Annotated in this window: 15 protein-coding genes; all 15 read right to left on the bottom strand. The window is 70.0% G+C overall.

Translation table 11 applies throughout. From position 1 onward, the window contains the following. Positions 1-58: 58 nt before the first annotated feature. The 15 genes from B7438_RS12285 to B7438_RS12355 all read right to left on the bottom strand — a co-directional run bounded on the left by B7438_RS12285 (position 59) and on the right by B7438_RS12355 (position 16,346). Positions 59-1,537 (bottom strand): sulfatase-like hydrolase/transferase, encoded by a 1,479-nt coding sequence (locus B7438_RS12285; RefSeq protein ID WP_256922006.1) that lies wholly within the window; start codon positions 1,535-1,537, stop codon positions 59-61. Then, entirely contained in the window at positions 1,534-1,875 is a 342-nt protein-coding gene (locus B7438_RS12290; RefSeq protein ID WP_085369889.1) for a DUF202 domain-containing protein, read from the bottom strand. The genes B7438_RS12285 and B7438_RS12290 overlap by 4 nt, the downstream gene beginning before the upstream one ends. Further along, positions 1,872-2,228 (bottom strand): YidH family protein, encoded by a 357-nt coding sequence (locus B7438_RS12295; RefSeq protein WP_085369890.1) that lies wholly within the window; start codon positions 2,226-2,228, stop codon positions 1,872-1,874. The genes B7438_RS12290 and B7438_RS12295 overlap by 4 nt, the downstream gene beginning before the upstream one ends. Then, the gene (locus tag B7438_RS12300; RefSeq protein ID WP_085369891.1) at positions 2,225-3,688 is read right to left on the bottom strand and encodes a sulfatase; all 1,464 of its coding nucleotides are present in this window, start codon (positions 3,686-3,688) and stop codon (positions 2,225-2,227) included. Before B7438_RS12300 ends, B7438_RS12295 begins: the two co-directional genes overlap by 4 nt. 91 nt (positions 3,689-3,779) lie before the next feature. Further along, positions 3,780-4,793 (bottom strand): aliphatic sulfonate ABC transporter substrate-binding protein, encoded by a 1,014-nt coding sequence (locus B7438_RS12305; RefSeq protein ID WP_085369892.1) that lies wholly within the window; start codon positions 4,791-4,793, stop codon positions 3,780-3,782. A 64-nt stretch (positions 4,794-4,857) separates the two neighbouring features. Next, positions 4,858-5,646 carry an ABC transporter ATP-binding protein gene (locus B7438_RS12310; RefSeq protein ID WP_085369893.1) on the bottom strand — a complete coding sequence of 263 codons (789 nt, stop codon included), beginning with the start codon at positions 5,644-5,646 and terminating at the stop codon, positions 4,858-4,860. Continuing rightward, a complete protein-coding gene (locus B7438_RS12315; RefSeq protein ID WP_085369937.1) occupies positions 5,643-6,443 on the bottom strand; it encodes an ABC transporter permease in 801 nt (266 codons plus the stop codon). The genes B7438_RS12310 and B7438_RS12315 overlap by 4 nt, the downstream gene beginning before the upstream one ends. 49 nt (positions 6,444-6,492) lie before the next feature. Beyond that, a complete protein-coding gene (locus B7438_RS12320; RefSeq protein ID WP_085369894.1) occupies positions 6,493-7,725 on the bottom strand; it encodes an ROK family protein in 1,233 nt (410 codons plus the stop codon). Between the two features lie 136 nt (positions 7,726-7,861). Beyond that, a complete protein-coding gene (locus B7438_RS12325; RefSeq protein ID WP_085369895.1) occupies positions 7,862-10,216 on the bottom strand; it encodes a family 20 glycosylhydrolase in 2,355 nt (784 codons plus the stop codon). A 141-nt stretch (positions 10,217-10,357) separates the two neighbouring features. After that, positions 10,358-10,873: a gluconokinase gene (locus tag B7438_RS12330; RefSeq protein ID WP_256922007.1), complete on the bottom strand. Its 516-nt coding sequence runs from the start codon at positions 10,871-10,873 to the stop codon at positions 10,358-10,360. Further along, positions 10,870-12,120: a D-mannonate dehydratase ManD gene (gene manD / locus B7438_RS12335; RefSeq protein WP_085369896.1), complete on the bottom strand. Its 1,251-nt coding sequence runs from the start codon at positions 12,118-12,120 to the stop codon at positions 10,870-10,872. Before manD ends, B7438_RS12330 begins: the two co-directional genes overlap by 4 nt. A 1-nt stretch (position 12,121) precedes the next feature. Beyond that, positions 12,122-13,504 (bottom strand): mannitol dehydrogenase family protein, encoded by a 1,383-nt coding sequence (locus tag B7438_RS12340; RefSeq protein WP_085369897.1) that lies wholly within the window; start codon positions 13,502-13,504, stop codon positions 12,122-12,124. Then, complete coding sequence (locus B7438_RS12345; protein ID WP_085369898.1) at positions 13,501-14,370, bottom strand: sugar phosphate isomerase/epimerase; 870 nt, start codon at positions 14,368-14,370, stop codon at positions 13,501-13,503. The genes B7438_RS12340 and B7438_RS12345 overlap by 4 nt, the downstream gene beginning before the upstream one ends. Positions 14,371-14,373: 3 nt before the next feature. Continuing rightward, positions 14,374-15,516 (bottom strand): Gfo/Idh/MocA family protein, encoded by a 1,143-nt coding sequence (locus B7438_RS12350; RefSeq protein ID WP_085369899.1) that lies wholly within the window; start codon positions 15,514-15,516, stop codon positions 14,374-14,376. Continuing rightward, complete coding sequence (locus B7438_RS12355) at positions 15,513-16,346, bottom strand: sugar phosphate isomerase/epimerase (RefSeq protein ID WP_085369900.1); 834 nt, start codon at positions 16,344-16,346, stop codon at positions 15,513-15,515. The genes B7438_RS12350 and B7438_RS12355 overlap by 4 nt, the downstream gene beginning before the upstream one ends. Positions 16,347-16,353 lie beyond the last annotated feature (7 nt).

Genomic DNA, 16,353 nt, shown 5'->3' on the forward strand with positions numbered 1-16,353 from the left:
CGGCTCGTATGCTACCGCCGCGTCCTATGGATGCGCCGCACGGCACCCATGCAACCGCTCAGCCGATCCGCGCCTCCACCGCCGTCTCCGGCCGCACGCGCTCCGACTCCGGGATGCCACCGCGGAACGCCAGCCACTGGGCGAAGCGGTCGCCGCGGGCGACGAGTTCCCGGTAGAGGCGGAGGCGCAGGTCGCGGACCGTGGCCGCGTGCCGGGGCACGTCGATCGCGTTGTGAAGCTCGTGGGGGTCGGCGTCGAGGTCGTAGAACTCGTCGATGCCTTCGGGGTTGACGACCAGTTTGTGGTGGTCGGTGCGGAGCATCCGCTGGGCGTACGAGAAATGGTGGCCGTGGAATTCGGCGATCAGCTCGTCCCGCCATCCGTCCGCAGGCTTGCCACTCAGCAGCGGGAGCAGCGACCGGCCCCGGCAGCCTGCCGTCGGCGCCCCTGCCAGGTCGAGGATCGTCGCGGTGAAGTCGAGCAGGTTGACGAACTCCGCACGCCGCCCCGGTTCTCCGCCCGGGATGCTGACGATGCCCGGGATGCGGTAGATGTCCTCGTACATCGCCGGGCCTTTGTCGTTCAGGCGGTGCGCCCCGGTGAACTCCCCGTGGTCGGCTGTGGCGAACACGGCGGTCGTGTCGGTGAGGCCGAGACGGTCGAGCTCGTCGAGGACGCGGCCGTACTGGTGGTCGATCATCGCCACGTATCCCCAGTACACCGCCGTCAGCTTGCGCCACTGCGCATCGTCGAAACTGTCAGCTCCCCAGTACGCGCTGTACGTGCGCTGCACCTCCGGCTTCCCCGCGAAGGTCTCCGACATGGATGCGGGGAGCACCACCTCCGACGGGTCGTAGCGGTCGTACCATTCGTCCGGGAGCAGGTACGGCAGGTGCGGGCCGAAGTAGTGCAGTGACAGCGAGAACGGGCGGCCGTCGTCGGCGAAGCGCCGGAGCATCTCGATGGCCCGGTCGGCGAGGTACGCCTCGAACGTGGCCTCCGTCGGCTGCGCGAGCCTCGCAGCGATCAGGTGGCCCCTGCTGCCGTCGGCCGCGCTGGTGTACACCGGCTCGTGCGCGGCGAAGGGCGGGTATCCGTGTTCGTCGAGCCAGGCCGTGTAGTCCTCGTCGTCGTACGGGTTCAGTGCGCCGGGCAGGTGTCTGCCCTCGAAGCCGTACGCGTCAGGCCCGCGGTGGCGCCCGACGTGCCACTTCCCGACGTGGCCGATCGCGTAGCCTTCGTCGCGCAGCGCTGCCGAGAACGTCGGCAGGCCGTCCGGCAGCTCTTCGCGGTGGCCGGAGTTCCATTCGTAGTTGCTGAGCAGCCCGTGCTCGAACGGGTGCAGGCCGGTGAGGAGGCTGGCGCGCGCCGGGGTGCAGATCGCGCTCGGCGTGTAGCAGCGCTCGAAGACCGTGCCCCTGGCGGCGATGCGGTCGATGGCGGGCGTCTGCACCGTGGGGTTCCCGTAGGCGGGCAGGGTGTCGACGCGGTGCTGGTCCGTCATCAGGAACAGGATGTTCGGACGCGCCCCGCTCACGACGCCGCCCCCATCAGGATGCTGACGGCCCCGAGGATCGCCAGCGCGAGTGCCAGCGCCGCCGTCCCTGCAAGCACGGCGCCCCCGCCCGCGCGCGCCCCGGTGAGCTGCCGGTAATGCTGCAGATACCGCCGGTGCACAACAGCGAGCAGGGCCGCAGACAGCACGACCGCGAGCGCCGACGCGACATACCCCGCGACCCCCAGCTGCCCGGGGAGCACCCGGATGGAGGCGCCGGACAGCACCAGGAACGCGAGGCACGTCCTCCGCCACGCCAGAGCCGTCCGCTCCGGCTGCAGGCCGGCGTCGTAGAGGACGCCGTCGCCCACGGCGGTCACCGCAGCACCACGCCGAGCAGCACGAGCACGCCGACCGCCGCGACCACGAGCGCCAGCGGCAGGGCGGAGACCGGGGCGGGCAGCGGCGTGCCGAGGCGGAGGGCACGCTCTGCGCGCATCCAGCCCAGCCACGCCTGGATCGGGACCACGAGCGCTGCGGCGATGAGGACGATGGATGCGGCCGTCCGCATCCCCTGCTGGAGGCCGAGTCCGAACGCTTCGAGCGCGACGCCTCCGGCGAGCAGGGCGAGCCCGGTGCGCACCCACGCGAGGAAGGTGCGCTCGTTGGCCAGGCTGAACCGCGCATCCGGCTCGCTGCCGTGCGCGAAGACCGCGGACGGGAAGCGGCTCACCGGCTCGCCTCTGCCGCGACCAGGCCCTCCCGGAGCAGCCGGGGTTCCGGCTGGCTCGGGTGCGGTTCGTCGCCGAGGTCGTGCTGCAGCCGCCACAGCTCGGCGGTCAGCTCGTCCCGGATCGTGGCGTATGCCGGGTCGCCCCACACGTTGCGGAGCTCCTCCGGGTCGGCGGCGAGGTCGTAGAGCTCCCACTCCGGCGGGTAGCTGAACCCGGACGAGCCGGGGTGGCCCATCCCGTCGTTGTAGAAGTAGATGAGCTTGTAGCGGTCGGTGCGGATGCCGTAGTGCGCGAGCGCGTGGTGGAACTGGTCGTCGTTCTCGTAGTAGCGGTAGTAGACGGCATCGCGGGTGGGACGGTCCGGCTCTTCGGTCAGCTGCGGGAGGAAGCTGACGCCCTGCATCTCCGGCAGCGCAGGGGTGCCCGCCGCGTCGAGGATGGTCTGGGCGAAGTCGACGTTCGTCACGAGCTGCGTGAGCGGGGCGCCGGGGGCGATCCTGGCCGGGTAGCTCATCAGCAGCGGCATCCTGATGGACTCGTCGTACATGAAGCGTTTGTCGAACCAGCCGTGGTCGCCGAGGAAGAAGCCCTGGTCGGAGGTGTACATCAGGAGGGTGTCGTCGAACTCGCCCCGCTCCCGCAGACGGTCGATGACCCTGCCGACGTTGTCGTCGACCGACGCGACGCAGCGCAGATAGTCCTCCATGTATCGCTGGTACTTCCACAGCGCGGACTCCTCGTATGTGAGCCCTTCCGGCGGGCTGATCTTGAGGTCGTCTGTGGTGAGGTAGTCCGCGATCCGCATGGTGGCGTGGTGCGCGGCCATCGAGCGGGTGCTGTAGTCGTCGGTGAAGGTGCCGGGCACCGGGATGGGGTCGCTGTAGAGATCGGCGTGCTTCTCGTCGGGTTCCCAGGCGCGGTGCGGCGCCTTGTGGTGGATGAGCAGGCAGTACGGGCGGCCGTCGTCGGGGAGCGAGTCGACCCAGTCCAGGGCCAGATCCGTGATGATGTCGGTGGCGTAGCCCTGCACGATCTCGACGCCGTCCTCCGTGAGCACCTGCGGGTCGAAGTACTCTCCCTGGCCGCGCAGCACCGCCCAGTAGTCGAAGCCCTGCGGGTCGTGCCCCTCTCCCTCGCCGAGGTGCCACTTGCCGACGATCCCGGTGTGGTAGCCGGACTCCTTCAGCTGCGAGACGAAGGTGGGGAGGGACGCATCCATCGGGGTGTCGAGGGTGGTGACGCCGTTGACGTGGCTGTACGTGCCGGTGAGGATGGTCGCCCTGCTCGGCGTGCACAGCGCGTTGGTGCAGAAACAGTTGTCGATGCGTCGTCCCGCCGCCGCGATCTCGTCGATGCGCGGCGTCTCGTTGACGACGGAGCCGTACGCCCCGACCGCGTGGGAGGCGTGGTCGTCGGTGAGGATGAGCACGATGTTGGGACGGCGAACGGATGGGCGCATGGGCGGAGGAACTCCCCTTCGATGGGTGCGGCGGGCGCGGAGACAGTGGATGCGCGGGAGGGGCACACGCGGCGCCCCTCCCGCCCGGCGGCTACTCGCCGGCCGTTGTGTAGAGGTCGGCGTCGTAGTAGGAGGAGACCTTCTCGGCTTTCTGCAGCTTGCCCGCCTTGACGAAGTAGTCGCTCATGCCGGTGAACCAGCTGTCGACGGTGCCGTCCTTGGTGAGCTTGTCGAGCTCGGCCGCGGTGAACACCTGGACGTTGGTGGCGTCGGCTTTCACGGTCGACTCGTCCATTTTGAGCTGGGCGGCGACGAGCTTGATCGTCTCGCTGCCGTTCTTCGCCCGGTAGTCCATCGCGTCGCGCAGCACGGCGTTGACCTTCTTGGCGGTCTCCGGGTGCTTGGTGACGAAGTCGACGCCGCCGACGATCGCGTTGGGGAAGCTGACCTCCTTGGCGAAGTCGGCGTCCTTGGCGAGCTCCTTCAGGTCGGGGACCTGCTTCTTGATGGTGTCGATCAGCGGGTACCAGAGCCCGGCAGCATCCACCTGCTTGGAGGAGAACGCGGAGACGATGGTGGACGGGTCCATGGTGACGATGTCGACGTCGGACTTGGACATGCCCGCCTTCTCGAGGGCGAGGGTGAGGATCATGTCGCCCGATGTACCTTCGGCGACGGCGACCTTCTTGCCCTTGAGCTGCTTCATGCTGGTGATGCCCGGCTGGGCGATCACGCGGTCCGCCTTGCCGACGCCGTCGACCGTCAGGATCTTGGCCTGGCCGGAGAACGGCATCCACAGGGCGCCGGGGCCGACGTATCCCACGTCGAGGTCGCCCGTCTTGAGTGCCTGCACCTGCAGGGGGCCGTTGGTGAACGTGCTCAGCTCGGCCTTGAGGCCGTGCTTGGCCCACAGGTCTTCCTTGTCGGCGATGGCGACGAGGCTGGTGCCTGTGTAGTCGCCGATGTAACCGACCTTGACGGTCTCGACCGGGCCTGCGGCCGCTGTGCCGGAGCTCTCACCGGCGGAGGTCGGAGCCGAACAGCCGGCGAGGACGAGCGCCAGGGCGCCGGCGGCGATGCCGGCGAGGGTGCGTGAAATGCGCATAGTGGTACTCCTTCGGGTGGTGGGGAATGTGAGAAGTGGTGCGTCGTGCGTCTGGTGCTGCCGCTCAGTGAGCGACGGGCGTCGGCCTGTCCTGGTGATAGACCGAACGCCAGACCCGGTTGCGCAGGTCTTGGAACTCCGGGCTCAGCCGGACCTCCTCGGTGCGCGGATACGGGAGATCAATATCGACGATGTCGAAGATGCGGCCCGGTCGTGCGGCCATCACCACCACGCGGTTGCCGAGGAACACGGCCTCGTCCACATCGTGGGTGATGAAGACGACGGTCCTCTTCTCCTTCGACCAGGTGTCGAGGAGCTGCTCCTGAAGGTTCACCCTGGTCAGCGCGTCGAGGGCGCCGAACGGTTCGTCCATCAACAGGATGCTCGGGTCGACCGCGTACGCCCTGGCGATGGCGCAGCGCTGCCGCATCCCTCCGGAGAGCATCTTGGGCAGGGCGTCGGCGAACTGGGTGAGGCCGACGAGGTCGATGAAGTGCTGCGCCTTCTCACGCCGCTGGGCGGCCGGCATCCCGGCCGTGCGGAGGCCGAACTCGACGTTCTTCCGCACGGTCAGCCAGGGGAACAGCGCGTACTGCTGGAAGATCACGCCGCGGTCGGGGCTGGGGCCACGCACCTCGGCGCCGTTGACCAGCGCCCGTCCTCCTGTCGGCTGTTCGAGCCCGGCCAGGATGTTCATGAGCGTGCTCTTGCCGCAACCGGACGGTCCGACGATGGTGATGAACTCGTTGTCGGCGATGTCGATGGACACGTCGCCCAGGGCGACGAACTCCTCGCCCTTGAGGTCGAACGTCTTGCGGACGTGCTCGATGCGGATGGTGGGGTTGTCGCTCATCGTCGCTCCTGCCAGCTGGTCAACTTCTTCTCGACGGCCAGGAGGATGCGATCCATCGCCAGGCCGAGCACACCGATCACGATGAGGCCGACGAAGATCGTCGGGAGGTCGTAGTACAACTGCGCCTGCTGCATCCGGTGGCCGATGCCGTTCTGCGCGGCGATCAGCTCGGCGGCCACCAGGGTCGCCCAGGAGGCGCCGAGGCCGATGCGCATCCCGACCAGGATGAACGGGAACGACGCGGGCACGACGATGCGGGCGAAGATCGTCCCGTCGCCGGCGCCGAGCACGCGGGCCGCGTTGATGAGGGTCTTGTCCACATTCACCACGCCCTGGAACGTGGAGACCACGCAGGAGAGGAACGCGGCGAGGAAGATCACCAGGATCTTCGGCTGCTCGCCGATGCCGAGGAGCACGATGGCCAGCGGGATGATCGCCAGCGGCGGGATCATCCGGAAGAACTGCACCCACGGCTCGATCAGCGAGCGCACGGTGGCGTACCAGCCCATCAGGAAGCCGACGGGGATGGCGAGCGCCGTGCCGAGCACGAAGCCGCTGAGCACGCGCAGCAGGCTGGCGCCGACATCCTGGAACAGGCTGCCGTCCGCCGCGAGCTGCCAGCCGCGGATGGCCACGGCGGGCGGGGTGGGCAGCTGGGGCGCGACGAGGGAGATCAGCCACCAGATCGCGATGCCGCCGACGAGCGAGACCACGGTGAGCACCAGGTTGCGATTCGAGCGCTTGCGGCCGGCACGTGCGGCGCTGCGGCTGGCGATGGCGCCGGTGTTCTGCGTCATGGCGGTCACGTCGCCTCACCTCTCCGCCGGGGGGAACGGGGTGGATGGTTCATCGGATCTGTGCTCCTTTGCGGGATCGCGTACGAAGGGATGGTGCAGGTGCCGCCGTGGGAAGCAGCTGCGAGTTGTGGAAGGCGGCGACCAGGGCGCCGAGCGCTCCGGAGTCGTCGCCGAGGCGTGCCCGCCTCACCGAGGGGACGTGGCCGGGCAGACTGAGCGACTCGTGGTGGAACGCCTCTGTCGCGCGCTCCAGGAAGACCGGATGCAGGCCGACGACCTGGCCGCCGAGCACGACCTCGCTCGGGGAGAGCGCCGTGCCCAGGATCGCCAGCGTCCGTCCGACGACCGCGCCGACCGTGGCGAGCAGCCCGACCACGTCCGGATCGCCGCTCCGTGCACGCTGGGCGAGCTCGGCCGCCGAGGCCACCCCGAAGGGATGCGCGGCCGCCGTCAGCGCGCGGAGGGACGCGACCGTCTCGAGGCAGCCGCGCTTTCCGCACGAGCACGGCTCACCGTCCGGCTCGACCGTGACGTGCCCGATCTCGCCCGCGAAACCGGAGCGCCCGGACACGAGGGCTCCGTCGACGACGAGGCCGCCGCCGCAGCCGTCTGCCAGGCGCAGGTAGATGAGGTCTCTGGTGGGCTGGCCGAGCATCCACTCCGCCTCGGCCAGTGCGGCCAGCCTGGTGTTGTTGTCGATCAGGATGGGCGCGTCGAAGCGGGAGGTGAACGCGTCTTCGATCGTCGCCGTGATGAGCGGACCCCCGGCGAGCGTGCGGTGCTCTCCCGATCCCTCCTCCGGCCGCGAGACCGGGCTGGACACGCCGATGCCGATGCCCTGCAGCGCGTCGTAATGGACACCGGTGCTGCGTTCGAGGTCGTCGAGCAGGGCGAGCGCCACCTCGACCCGCACCCGCCACTCCGCGCCGTGCGGGTACTCCATCGACCCGGAGGCGATGATCTCGTGCGACGCGTCGGCGACCGCCACATGCACGGCACGGTGGGTGAAGTCGGCGCCGAGGTGCTGCCCGGCCCGCGGGTCGAGCGCGAGCAGTTCGGCCGGCCGGCCCCTGCCCTCGCGCGAGACGGCATCGGTCTTGGTGACGACGATGGCCCGCGTGTCCAGCAGGCTTCCTGTGATCTCGGAGAGGGTCGTGCGGGAGAGCCCGACGAGCGGCGCGATCTGTGCGCGGCTCATCGCGCCCCTGTCGCGCAGCACGGCCAGCACCCTGTCTTCGTGGGTGCGTCGGATGAGTGCTTGCACTCCGACGGGCGATGTCATAGGTCGACCGTACGAAGCCGGATTTTTTCCGTCAACACTCCGACATAATTCGGCGACAGAAAGTTTCGCCGGTTCGCCTCCCCGACCCAGGGCATCCGGAGTCGGGGCGGCGCACCAGTGCGGCGTCATTGCAGCGTCAGTGCAGCACGCGCGTGACGACCTGATCGGAGCCTGCCCGGTGCACGACGATGGCCACATACCCCGAGCCGCTCGTCGCGTAACTGTGCGTGACCGTGGCGGTGAACGCCGAGTTCAGCGTCATCGCCGCGATATCGGACGTGCGCGCCGCCGTCAGGGTGACCGGCGAACTGGTGCCGTCTCCCCAGTCGACGGTCGCGGTCAGGTCGGCCGCCGCCGCGCCGGGCGCGAGAACGGACACGTCGATGCTCGCGCTGCCTCCCGCAGTCGGCGAGAGCGCGGTCACGCGGGCACCGATCTGCGTCTGCCAGGACACGTCGGCCGTCGGGAAGAAGTTGACGCCCTCGAGCGTCATCCGTCCGCCGAGCATCGAGACCCGGGCGAGGAAGTCGGCCTGGTCGCGGGCCGTCTGCGGTGTCCAGCCCACCTCCGCCGTGGCGAGCATTCGCGGGAAGGAGTAGTACTCGGCCTGGTCGGCTCCGCGGATGAACTCGCCCCAGAATGCGCCCTCGACGCCGAGCACGCTCGCCTCTCCGATGCCGGACACGAACGTCGCAGGGTTCCACGAGTACGCGTTCTGCAGGGTGCACGGTCCGCCGCAGGCCCAGGTCGCCCCGAGCGGCTGCCGGGAGTCCTGCTTCTGCGGGTAGTACGTCTTCGACGCCGGGGACATGATCACCTTCGCTCCCCGCTGGGCGACAGCCGTGCTCGCGGTCGCGCCGTTCCCCGTCCAGAGCTGGATGATCGAGCCGGTCGGCAGGTTCGTCGCGCTGGCCTCGTTCCAGACGATCGGCGTCTTGCCGAGCGACGTCGCCGTCGAGGTCTCCGTGTCGACGAGATCGACGTATGCGGCCGCCGGCGTCGGCGCCTCGTCTCCGCCGACGTGGAGGTACGGGCCGGGGGTCATCGCCGCCAGCTGGGAGAGCACCTGCCCGATGAACTCATCGGTGGCGGGGTTCGCGTTGCCGAGCGAGGTGTTGCCGGTGTTCACGGGCAGCACGGTCTGGCCCGCTGTGAGCGCGGGCATCGACCCTCCGCCGTTCAGCTGCGGGATGGCGTGCAGCGCCGCCCCGGTGTGGCCGGGCATGTCCAGCTCGGGAACCACGACCATCCCGTTCTGCCCCGCGTACGCGACGATGCTCTGGTAGTCGGCTGCGGTGTAGTAGCCGGGAGTGCCGGGATTGCTGCCGGTCGCCGCCGTGCCGTCGAACTGCACGGCGGTGGCGCCGCTGACCCTGGTGAGCGCGGTGTAGTCGATGCCGGACGGGTTGCTCGCGGGATTGGTCATCGCGATGCGCCATCCCTGATCGTCGGACAGGTGCAGGTGCAGCCTGTTGATCTTGAACTGAGAGGCGTGGTCGATGAGCCTCTTCACCTCGGCGACCGTGTAGAAGCTGCGGGCCACATCCACTTCGAGGCCGCGGTAGGCGAATCGCGGGTAGTCGCTGATGGTGACGGGGGGCACGGTCCAGGTCGCGGTGCGGACACTCGGCGCCTCGATCTCCGGCGGCAGCAGCTGCCGGAGCGTCTGGACGCCGTTGAGCGCCCCGGCGGCGGTGTCGGCGCCGATGGTCACCCCGGCCGATGTCGCGGCCAGCGTGTATCCCTCTGCGGGCTGGCCGGCCGGGGCGTTGCCTGCGGCGACCACGACGGTGATCTTCGACGACGCGGTCGACGACGCGACCACCGGGAGCGCGAACCCGGTGGACCGTCGCAGCACCGTCGCGAGCTGGGTCGCAGGCGCGGTCCCCGAACCGGAAGCGACGATCACCGTACCCGCGGTGACGGCGAACGGCGCACCGCTCCCCCTGCTGACGCTCACCGGCTGCGGCACCAGCGCGAGCGCAGAGCGGCCCGGAACCCCATAGACCTCGAACTCGGAGATCGAGTACCCGTAGACGGATTTGCGGGTGATCCCCTGCATCCGGATGTACGACACGGCGCCTGCGGTGTTCAGCTGCACGGTGTCGGTGCGGGCGCAGGTGTCCTGCCCGGTGTAGCTGGCGGCGTTCGTCCAGGTGGCGCCGTCGGTCGAGACCTGCAGACGGTATGCCTTCGCGCACGCGTTCGGCCACGCGATGACGACATGGTCGACCACCGACGGCGTCTGCAGCCGCACTTGGAACCAGGCGTTGTCCTGATACCCGGAGGAGAAGCGTGTGTTCGGATTCCCGTCGATCGCCATCGACGGCTGGAAGTCGGCGCGGTCGAGCTCGACGCTCGATGCGGTGGCGGTGGCTGTCAACGCCAGATTGGTCGGTTCGCTCGGTATGGCATTGGCAGCCGGCGCCTGGGAGACCATCAGGGCCCCCAGCAGCACCAGCGCACCCGCCGCGGCGGTCGTGCGTTTCATGCGTCCTCTTTCGTCGGTGAAAGCCCGGGTCCTCAGCGGGACTCCGGATGCTTCGCGACGATAGGCACGCCGAAAACTTCCGGCAATCGGGCGGCAGAATACGGGTGCGAAATCGGTTCCGTCAGTGCGCCGTGCGATCGGTCAGACGAGCTCCCGCACTGCCACGACCGCCTGCTGAACCACCGCATCCACCGGCGCAGACACGTCGATCGTCACCCCGCGCTCGTCCGCCTCGAGCGGTTGCAGCGTCGCCAGCTGCGAGTCGAGCAGCGTGGTCGGCATGAAGTGGTCCGTGCGGCCTTCCATGCGCGCGGCCAGGACCTCGCGCGTGCCCGCCAGGTGAACGAAGACCGCGCCGGGGGCCTCAGAGGCGATGAGGTCGCGGTATGCGCGCTTCAACGCTGAGCAGGCGATCACCAGGCCGCCGGGGGCGTCCGCCAAGGCACGGCCGACCGCGCGCAGCCAGGGGGCCCGGTCGGCGTCGTTGAGAGGGGTGCCTCCCGCCATCTTGCGTACGTTCTCGATCGGGTGCAGCGCGTCGCCGTCGAGGAAGGGGAGGCCGAGGTCGGCGGCGATGAGGGCGCCGATCGTGCTCTTGCCGGAGCCGGACACCCCCATCACGACGACGCGCGGGTGCTCCCCCAGTGCGCCGCTCACCAGTCGTGCATCGAACCGTCGAGGAGACGGTTGACCGGGAGGTATGCGGCCTCGTACGGGAACGACTGCGCGACGATCTCGTCGTAGTCGACACCGATGCCGGGGGCGTCGCTGGGCTTCAGCATCCCGTCTTCGAAGCTGTACGTGGTGCGGAAGACCTCGTGGGTGGTCGGACTGTGCTGCATGTACTCCTGGATCCCGAAGTTGGGGATGGCGATGCCGAGGTGGATGGCGGCCGCGAGCCCGACGGGTGAGACGTCGGTGGGTCCGTGCACGCCGGACTTGATCTGGTACACCGAAGCGTAATCGAAGATGCGCCGCAGGCCCGTGATGCCGCCGGCGTGCGTGACAGGAGAGCGCACGTAGTCGATCAGCTGCTCCTCGAACAGCTCGCGGTAGTCCCAGATCGTGTTGAACACCTCGCCGATCGCCAGCGGCGTCGTGGTGTGCTCGCGCACCCGGCGGAGCGCCGCCTGGTTCTCGGCGGGGGTCACGTCTTCGAGCCAGAACAGGTCGTACGGTTCGAGGGATTTGCCGAGCTTGGCCGCCTGGATCGGCGTGAGCCGATGGTGCGCGTCGTGCAGCAGCGGCAGCTCGGCGCCGAACTCGTTACGCACCGCCTCGAACACCGTCGGAGCGTGGCGCAGGTATGCGCGGGTGTCCCACGACTCCTCTACGGGCACGGCGCTGCGGCGGGCCGGCTCGTAGTCGTAGCGCGCGTCCGAACCGGAGCCGGCACCTGCCGCCGCATTCTTGCTCGACGCCACCCCGTACACCGACGGCAGGCCCGGGATGCCCGTCTGCACGCGGACAGCACGGTAGCCCTCCTCCAGGTGCTCGGTGATCGAGTCGAACAGTTCGGGCAACTCGGCACCGGATGCGTGACCGTAGACGAGCAGACCCTCGCGGCTGCGCCCGCCGAGCAGCTGATACAGCGGCATCCCGGCGACCTTGGCCTTGATGTCCCAGAGCGCGGTGTCCACGGCGGCGATGGACGCCATCGTCACCGGACCCCTGCGCCAGTACGCGCCGCGGTAGAGGTACTGCCAGGTGTCCTCGATCTGCTGCGCGTCCCGCCCGATCAGCAGCGGCACGACGTGCTCGCTCAGGTAGGCGGCGACTGCAAGCTCGCGGCCGTTCAGGGTCGCGTCGCCGAGGCCGGTGACGCCGTCCTCCGTCGTGATCCTGAGGGTGACGAAGTTGCGGCCGGGGCTCGAGACGAGGACCTCGGCGGAGGTGATTCGCATGTCAGTGTGCTCCTGTCGGTAGCGGTGGTTCGGTGATGGCTCCGGCGCGCAGCTGTGCGATCCGGTTCTGGATGAGGTCGGTCACGGCGCTCTCGCGCGCCAGGTCGGGTGCGAGTGCGGCGAGGACGCCGGCGGCGAGCGCCGCATCGTCGTCCGGAGTAGCGCGCAGGGTCTCCGCGAGGGCGGCAGCTCCCGGGTCGCGCACGTCGGGGCCGAGCAGGTGCAGTGCCCAGGCGGCGAGTGCAGTGGCCTGCGCCTCGCCCGGCGCGCGTCCCGCCGCCAGCCTCGACCGCAGCGGATCCAGGATGCGCGGGCCGAGCTTCTGCGAGCCGTCCGACGCGATCTGCGCGAGCGTGTGCTCGATGCGCGCGTTGCCGAAACGGTCGCGGAGGGCGGCGGTCGCCGCATCCAGCGTCTCGTCCTCGAACGGCAGCTCGGTGCGCGCTTCCGCCCAGAGCCGTTCGAGGTCGGCGGCGATGTCGTCGTCGGCCATCGCCTCCGCGATGGTCTGGTGGCCGCGGAGCAGGCCGCGGTATGCGAGCAGCGAGTGCCCGGCGTTGAGCAGCCAGAGCTTGCGGCGCTCGTACGGCTCGATGTCGTCGACGAACTGCGCGCCGACGGCCTCCCAGTCCGGACGTCCGGCGGGGAACGCGCCGCTCAGCACCCACTCGCTGAACGGCTCGGTGACCACGGGGGCCGCGTCGTCGTAACCGGTGAGGGCAGCCGCGGCCGTGCGATCGGCGTCGGTGGTCGCCGGGGTGATCCTGTCCACCATCGACGAGACGAACGAGACCTCGGACGTGATCCAGTCGGCAAGGCCGGGGTCGACCTGTCCGGCGAGGCCGAGCACGGCCTCCCGCGCCACCTCCCCGTTGCCCGGCAGGTTGTCGCAGCTGACCACGGCGAGCCCGGCGACGCCAGCCGCTCGGCGCGCCCGCAAGCCGTCGACCAGGCGGCCGGGGGCAGTGGATGCGCCCTCCCCCGCCACCAGCGACGCCCGGTCGGCGTCGAGTACCTCCACCGACGGACGGTAGCCGGCCTCGGTGACCGTCAGGGTGATCACCGCGACGGCCGGGTCGGCGACGGCTGCACGCCAACGCTCGGTGTCACCGCCGTCCGCGACGGTGCTCAGCGCATCCACGATGGTCGCAGTGTCGGAGGCGGGGCCGCGCTCGATCAGTGTGTAGACCGCATCCTGGGTCGCGAGCACGCGCGCCGCCTCCGGGCTGCGGCCGGTGAAGGCCGCGATCCCCCAGCCGTCGCCCTGCCCGCCGCGCTCGTTCGCACGCTGGGTGTACCAGGCCTGGTGCGCCCGGTGGAACGCCCCGAGGCCGAGGTGCACGATGCGGACGGGGTGACGCGCTGAGCGCGGCGGCGGCGTCATGCGGTCGCCGACGCCAGGGAGCGGGTGCGGGATTCGACCTCGCGCAGGTAGGCGAGGTTGTCGCGCGTGCGCTCCGCGAGGGGCAGCTCCGTGGAGAAGTCCTCCACGGTGACCCAGCCGTCATAGCCGTAGGTGTGCAGCGCGGTGAAGTACGCCTCCACGTCGCCGGTGCCGGTGCGCAGCGGCGCCCACGCGTGGTGCCAGCGCACGGTGCCGTCCGCCTCCGGCTCGCCCGGCAGCCACGCCGCGTTCTTGACGTGCACGTGCGCGAGGTACGGGCCGAGCAGCTGGAAGGCGGACAGCGTCGCCTCCTGGCCCTCGATGATGAGGTTGCCGAGGTCGTGGATCACACCGACGGTCTCCGGGTCGATGCCGTCGATCAGCCGGAACGCGGCCGACGCCGACGCGGTGATGGTCTCGTGGTGCAGCTCGACCAGCGCCTTCACGCCCAGCTCTCCCGCCCGGGCTGCCGCCCGCTCGACGTCGCGACGGGCGGAGGCGAACAGTTCCCGGTAGTCTCCGGCGTCCGTGCGCGGCATGGTGACGCGCACCTGCCGGGCGCCGAGCGCTGCGGTGGCTGCGAGCATCCTGTCGACGTTCGCGTGGTCGTCGCAGCGCGCGTAGCCGCCGATGCCGGAGAACTCGAGTCCGGCCTCCGCCGTGAGCCGCGCGATCTCCGGCACGGACTCCTCCAGGCCGGTGAGCGGCCAGGTGGAGCGGTTGCCCGCCCAGAAGCCGGCGGGGGTCGCGTCGTCCTGGTCGATGACGCGCCACTCGATCCCGTCCCAGCCCTGGGCGGCGAGCGTCTCAACCGCCTCGGCGAGCGTCCAGTCCGGGGTGGATGCGGTGAAAACCGAGAACTTCATGGCTCAGGCTCCTGTCGTGACGGTGATGTCGTCGAGCGCCCCGGAGAGCACCTCGTCGAACGCGATGGGACGGCCGAGGGTGGCCGACAGGTAGATGGCACGCACGACAGCGAGCGACACGAACGCGTCCTCGACGGTGACGCCCGGCGCGCGGTGCTGCTCGATCGCATCCACCACGTCCTCGTACTGGCGCAGGTGGCCGACGATGAAACGGTCTGCGCCGCGTTCTCCGCCGCGCACCTCGCTCGCGTCGACGAGCTCCGCCGCCCTGTTCACGACGCTCGCCCCTGTCGGGTCGAACGCCGCGGGGTCCGCGGTGCCGAAATACTCCAGCTGGTCGTCCTCGATGATCGCCGACCCGCGGTCGCCGAGCACCTGAAGACGCACGGAACCGCCCGGATACGCGGCGGTGGTCGCGTGCACGACGGCGAGCGCGCCGGACTCGAACCGCACCGTCGCGACGGCGATGTCCTCCACCTCGACGCGCTCGTGGGCGAGCAGCGCCGTCTGGGCGACGATCTCGACAGGACGGCCCAGGAACCAGACCAGCAGGTCGACGGTGTGGACGCCCTGATTCATCACCGCACCTCCGCCGTCGAGCTCCCAGGTGCCCCGCCACTGGCCGGAGTCGTAGTAGTCCTGACTGCGCCACCAGGCCACGGATGCGATACCGCTGGTCACGCGGCCGAACGCGCCGCTGTGGGCGGCGTCGGCGACCACCACGGAGGCCGGATCGAAGCGGTGCTGGCTGATCACCGAGACCACCAGTCCGTTCCGCTCCGCCTCGCGCGACAGCTCCAGGATGCGCCTGGCCCGCGCCATCGACACGTCCAGCGGCTTCTCGATCACCACGTGCTTGCCCGCGGCGAGCGCCTCCTCGGCGAGCTGCACGTGCAGTCCGCTGGGGGTGCAGATCACGACGATGTCGACCGGTGCTCCCGCCACGGCGGCGGGCAGGGTCTCGAACTCGGCAGGCCGCTGCACGCCGAACTCGGACACGATCTGGTCGGCGAGCGCACTCGCGGCGGCGGGGACCGCATCCACCAGGGCGGTGATCGCGAGGTCGGGGTGCCGGGCGATGGCCCTGGCGTGGTTGAGTCCGATGATGCCGCAGCCGACGATGGCCACGTTCAGGCGAGCGCTCATACGAGCTGCACTCCAATCTGGTCGGTGAGGCGGCGGAACGCGCGGCCCGCGCGGCCGAACGCCTCCGGTCCGGAGAAGCCGCCCATGTTATTCACGTCGGCGAGGTGGGGTTCGAGCGAGGCGAAGCCGGTGTACCCGTCGTCGCGCAGGGCGGTGAGGGTGGCGAGGAGCTGGCCATCGCCCTCCCCGGCGGGGGTGACGTCTCCGGTGGCGCTGAGAGCGTCCTTCACCTGCAGGTACTCGAGGTGCGGCCGGAGCATGGCGTATCCGTCGTCGAACGGATGCGCGACGCCGACCTGCACGAAGTTCGCGCTGTCCCAGGCGAGCCGGAGGTTCGGCGATGCGACCGTCTCGACGATGTCGAGGCAGCGCTCCGGGGTGTCTCCGTAGATGTCCTTCTCGTTCTCGTGCAGCAGCACGACGTCCGCGGCCTCCGCCGCGTCCGCGAGGGCGCGCATCCGGAGCATCACGTCGTCGCGGATGCTCTCGACCGCGACGCCGTCCCCGTAATAGAAGGAGAACAGGCGGATGTAGCGCGTGCCGAGGCGATGCGCTGCTGCGATGGCACGGCCGAGACGTTCGACCTCGTGCTCGACGGGGAGGGACACATCCACTTTGCCGATCGGGGATGCGATGGCCGAGACGCCCATCCCCCGCTCGGCGAAGACGCCGGCGAGCCGATCGAGCTGCTCGGCGTCGAGGTCCACGATGTTCACGCCCCAGGCGCTGCGCACCTCGATGTGGTTCGCGCCGAGTGCCTGCAGCACCGCGACCTGCACGACAGGGTCCTGATCGATCTCGTCGCCGAAGCCCGACAGGGCCCAGCTCACTGAATTC

The organism is Leifsonia sp. NCR5, from assembly GCF_002105485.1.
In the GTDB taxonomy this organism is placed as follows: domain Bacteria; phylum Actinomycetota; class Actinomycetes; order Actinomycetales; family Microbacteriaceae; genus Leifsonia.